The sequence below is a fragment of the Candidatus Hydrothermales bacterium genome (assembly GCA_039630235.1).
Taxonomy (GTDB): Bacteria; Hydrothermota; Hydrothermia; order Hydrothermales; family JAJRUZ01; genus JBCNVI01.
Map to the genome: position 1 here is coordinate 51,085 of JBCNVI010000009.1, position 4,589 is coordinate 55,673.

Sequence of the window (4,589 nt, forward strand, 5' to 3'; positions counted from 1 at the left end):
GAGGTACAAAAGCATTAGAATATATAAAGTGGGGAGAAAAACGAGGATTTCAGAATAGACCTACATGCAAAGGAAGGCCAGATGGTGGGATTTGGGGGAAATCTACTCTCCTATATTATCAAAGAGATTCGTGAATGATAATTTCGCGTACTTCTATAATCAAGTAAATTTTTTCGTTGGTGATACATTTTTCGTTATTTCATATAACGAACCACATTCTATATTGTGTTCATTAAATTCATCATGTGGAGCTCTCTTTGCAGAAATTATCGGTAGAAAAAGTATGGGTGAGGGCGTATTATTGATGTATGGTTCCGAGATAAGTAATCTTTTAGTGCTACACCCTAATCTAATACGCGTAGACAAAATTCTGCTGCAAAGCATGCTTAATAGAAATTTCTTTCCTATTTTCAAGGAACTTGGCTTTGACCCCACAAGGCCAATTTGTGAACAAGAGCCGAATCCCCTGCCAGACAGAAAAGCTCTTGATGATATTGTTTTTGACGCCCTCGGTTTAACTGAAGAAGAACGCAAGGAGGTCTATTGGGCAGTAGCAGAGCTTGTGAATAATAGATTAGAAAAAGCAAAGAGCGTGTGAAAATAGTATATTCTATGCAAGTAAACAATGAATTAATTATTAAATACTTACGGCGATAGGTGGCTTCAATCTAAAATCCAAAGAATGAAAAATCTTCTAAGAATTACTGAACCCGATGAAGCCTTATACAGAGAGATTATGCTTTCCCTAGGATATCACAAAAATAAAGTCCAGTTTCTTGAACTTGCTCTAATGCTTCCTTATAGGGAAATTAAAAACTAAAAGAAAGATCTATTATAGAAAAGGCTCTACTCTATCGTGCAGGTCTTTGTGAGGATACAAACGGCTTACCTCAAAGTTTTGACTTATCTCTAAAAATGGATAAATCTATGTGGGTTTATAGCGGAATTAGACCTTCCAACTATCCAGAAAAAAGAATAAAAGGAATATCCTACCTTTTGTCTTCAAGCCTTGACAAAGGATTAGTAATTTTTTTTAAAAATAATATACTTTCACAGATTGAAAATAAAAACCCTAGGTCTTCCCTAAGAAAAATAATGAATTTTCAGGGAATTGGATTACAGAGAAAAGAAGAAATGTTTTTTAATATCATTATGCCCTTTATGCTTGCTCTTAACTCAGACCCAAATATAAATAACTTCCTTGAATTTCTATTCGACACATACCCTCCACTAAAATACAATTCTCTTATTAAGAAATTTCTTATTAACCATAAAAATATAAAAATAAAAACTGTAAAAGACTACATGGGCGTTATATTCCTGATGAAATCATAATGACACTTGGTAAAGTTTTTATCGAAAATGTTGACAAAAAACAAATTCCAAAAACTACTTCCCACTCCTCAAAACAAAAAAGTAATAGAACTTAAAACCCCAGAGTGAGAAACTAGTTTATAAACTTTAAGTAAAGAAGTTTTACTAAGAAGTGAAACACTAATACAATAAATTATCAAGCAAAACCTAAAAGGATTAGTTAAATTATGGTAGCAAACTTTCGAGCTAAATTTTTGTATGTTATAAAATATAGAATGTCAATAAGGTTTATTAAAGGAGCTTTTCCAGTTTAAGACCTCAGACCTTAATTTTGGAATATACCGGTCTTCTTGACCTATGTTTACCATTTTTAAGGTCAAAAAATGTTTTTTGGGCTTTCTATAATAATAAATCGTTTGATTTTCAATAATTTTTAGTTTTAGACTCCTTTAATTTTTGGTTGGGGACAATTTTTAAAAATGTATTTAAAAACTGACCGAGTAAAGATAAAGAAACTGATAAAGTGTATGAATATTTAAGGGATTTTGATGTCATACAAAGAGAAAGAAAAAAAACAATGAGAGAAGTGAGTTCTTATTTAGGAGAAGTTGACAGACTAAATAAAGAAGAATTTGCGTTAGCTATTTCTGTTGGAATAAAAGAATTTACAGAAGATGAAATTACTCTTATAAAACTCTAACGGTAGAGTCCTCATTATGATAATAAGAAAAATATGGTAAAGACCTAGTTTAGACAAAACGTTTGAAGATATTTTGGGGAGTAGAAGTTAGTAGAAGGATATTCGTGCTTGTTGTTTCTCTTTTATTGTATACCTCCCTTGGAATGTAGTTTATCTTATTTTTGGGAAAAAGTACTTTGGTTATAATAGAAATAGCAAAAGATTTGAGCCGTTTTTAATGAGAACTTGGAAAAAGTAAATAAAAGAGAAAAAAGAGTGAAAGTTAAATGGGTGGAGCTAAAAAGTAGTGAGAATAATGGAAATCAAAGCGAAATATCATATAAAGAGTTTTTTGATTTTGAAATAGATGGAAGAAGATTTGAGTATTTTTTGAGTTAAAAAATTGCACAGGAAGAGAAAATAAAAATAGAGGAAGAGTACTTATTAAAAGCGAGAAATGATTTAGATGTAAAGAGCATAATAAAGGGAACATAAAAGATTAAGGGGGCGAAAAGCGCATTTAGTGAAATAAGGGATTTTATGAAGATATGACCTATTTATCACAAGACTAAAAAGAGAAAAAGAGGGTTGAGGCTCATATATTTGTTGCAGTTTTTGGGTATTTAGTAGAGAGAGCAATCTACGAAATTTTAAAAAGGAAAATAAAAATGATTGATATTCAAGGATTTTTAAATTAAGTTGGCAAACATGAAATAAAATACACATTGAATCTATTTCTCATCTCTCGCATTTACAGCAACTTTCAATTTAATAGGTAAGATAGGTGCGGGCTTCTTCAATCCCTTTTATTAATTTAATGTTTAATCCTTTAATGTGTTCTTCAACGCCGGGGCGACAGAATATGGCAACTATTATCTTTTCATCTATTTTCTCGTTTTCTTCAGATTCATAAAACCTTACAGTTTTTTCAAATTCTTCAATCTCGGCTAAACTTAAGGAAGATTTAACTTCAATTGCTATTTTCTTTTTATCTTTTATAATAATATCAATCTCTGCAGGTCTTGGAAAGGTAAAGAATTTGCACTCCTTATCAAATTTTTTCCATTTAATCACTTTATATCCAACTTCAGATAAAACCTCTTCAAATCCTTTTCTGAAAGCATCTTCTGCTCCAATTCCCCATCTTGAGCCAATTGCTGAGATTGTATCTCTCAAAATCTTAAACCCACTATCCATCCTTAAAGCTAACTCTTCAAATCTTTTGTTTACTTCTTCAAACCTTTTGTTTACATCCTCAAACCTCTTGTTCATATCTTCAAATCTTCTATTTATATCTTCAAACCTTCTATTTATATCTTCGAACCTTCTATTTACATCTTTAAACCTTTCATTTATCTCTTCAAATCTTCTATTTACATCTTCAAATCTCTTGTTTATTTCTTCAAATCTCTTATTTATTTCTTCGAATCTTCTACTGTTTTCTTCTCTTTGTGCCTTTAATTCAAGGAGTATCTCTTTTATTTCCTCTTTTGTAACTGCTTTCCTCTCAATTATCTCTTCAATCTTTGCTCTTATAGAAGGGTATTTTTCAATGATTTCAGGTAGCTTTTTCTCAATTATTTTTATTATTTCTTTCTCAGATAAGGTTCTTTTCATACTAGAAATAAATAATAAAAGGAAAAAATGGAGATTTCAATTAGCATTTAAATTTTCTGTAACAATGAAAGAATGCTAAAAGTTGCGGAGTATAAATGAATTATACCATCGGTTAAATTTATAGAACTTTTTTATTACCATCACAGATTTTTTTGGAGTATATTGTAAAGTGGTTAATGAATTACAAGGGAGTTGAATATAGATGGGGAGGAGGATTGACAAAAAATCCCGGTTTAGATTATCTTGGGCTTGTATTCTTAGCTTATTTTAGAGGATATAGAAAAAGTTGTATTTTGCTTTCTTTAAAACCAAGTGAACTTGTAAAAAGTAAGAAAACTTTTAATACCTGTTGAAGGACTCAATTAAGTAATGAAGGAAGAAATTGATATATCAAAAATTAAAAGGGGTAGATATAATTTATTTTCTTTTTTCTTTATATTGTTAGCGATGATAAACCGTTTATAAGTATAAAGGGTAAAGACTATTATGCCTGGCGCCTTGGAATATATATAGGAAATGGTGAATTGATAAATGCTTATCCAGGAGATAAGGTAGTATAAAAATTATTAATTTATAATTCCGCAAGAGGTTTAAATAATTGATCAAATCAACATTAAATTTTTTTGGTTCAATAAGATTTTCGGAGATGCTATTCACGAAATGTTCTTCCAGTGTTCTAATGAATCTTTTTACGCAGGCATTGCTTTGTGTATCCCTTACTCCACTTAATTTTTTTAAAATAGAAAAATAAAGAGTGAAAGCGAGAAATGAATTAACAAAGGTGGTTAAAGAAAGATATTTAAGGTGTTATATTTCGCCACCATCAGGAAGACCCAAAAAGAAAAGACGTAAAAGAAGAAAAATTTATGATGAAGAAGTGAAAGGAGCTTTAATTTTCATTTGTAAAATTCTGAATACTATTTCTTCACATAGATTAAAGTCTTTCATTAAAGAAATAGTTCCTATTTTAGAAGAAAAA

8 protein-coding genes are annotated in these 4,589 nt (G+C 30.1%); 7 read left to right on the top strand and 1 reads right to left on the bottom strand.

The window, feature by feature from the left end; genetic code table 11:
• Positions 1-91: 91 nt before the first annotated feature.
• The 5 genes from ABDH49_08035 to ABDH49_08055 all read left to right on the top strand — a co-directional run bounded on the left by ABDH49_08035 (position 92) and on the right by ABDH49_08055 (position 2,392).
• Positions 92-598: a hypothetical protein gene (locus ABDH49_08035; GenBank protein ID MEN3046907.1), complete on the top strand. Its 507-nt coding sequence runs from the start codon at positions 92-94 to the stop codon at positions 596-598.
• An 84-nt stretch (positions 599-682) separates the two neighbouring features.
• Positions 683-820 (top strand): hypothetical protein, encoded by a 138-nt coding sequence (locus ABDH49_08040; GenBank protein MEN3046908.1) that lies wholly within the window; start codon positions 683-685, stop codon positions 818-820.
• 107 nt (positions 821-927) lie between these two features.
• Positions 928-1,335, top strand: coding sequence for a hypothetical protein (locus ABDH49_08045; GenBank protein MEN3046909.1), 408 nt, complete (start codon positions 928-930; stop codon positions 1,333-1,335).
• A gap of 502 nt (positions 1,336-1,837) precedes the next feature.
• A complete protein-coding gene (locus tag ABDH49_08050; GenBank protein ID MEN3046910.1) occupies positions 1,838-2,014 on the top strand; it encodes a hypothetical protein in 177 nt (58 codons plus the stop codon).
• Positions 2,015-2,269: 255 nt separating this feature from the next.
• Positions 2,270-2,392 carry a hypothetical protein gene (locus tag ABDH49_08055; GenBank protein ID MEN3046911.1) on the top strand — a complete coding sequence of 41 codons (123 nt, stop codon included), beginning with the start codon at positions 2,270-2,272 and terminating at the stop codon, positions 2,390-2,392.
• 369 nt (positions 2,393-2,761) lie between these two features.
• Here ABDH49_08055 and ABDH49_08060 read toward each other — a convergent pair whose 3' ends face one another.
• Complete coding sequence (locus tag ABDH49_08060) at positions 2,762-3,610, bottom strand: DUF3782 domain-containing protein (protein MEN3046912.1); 849 nt, start codon at positions 3,608-3,610, stop codon at positions 2,762-2,764.
• A gap of 176 nt (positions 3,611-3,786) precedes the next feature.
• Here ABDH49_08060 and ABDH49_08065 point away from each other — a divergent pair, with 176 nt between their 5' ends.
• Positions 3,787-3,963: a hypothetical protein gene (locus ABDH49_08065; protein ID MEN3046913.1), complete on the top strand. Its 177-nt coding sequence runs from the start codon at positions 3,787-3,789 to the stop codon at positions 3,961-3,963.
• A 401-nt stretch (positions 3,964-4,364) separates the two neighbouring features.
• Positions 4,365-4,589, top strand: a 225-nt coding sequence (locus tag ABDH49_08070) for a hypothetical protein (protein MEN3046914.1), incomplete at its 3' end; no start/stop codon positions are given.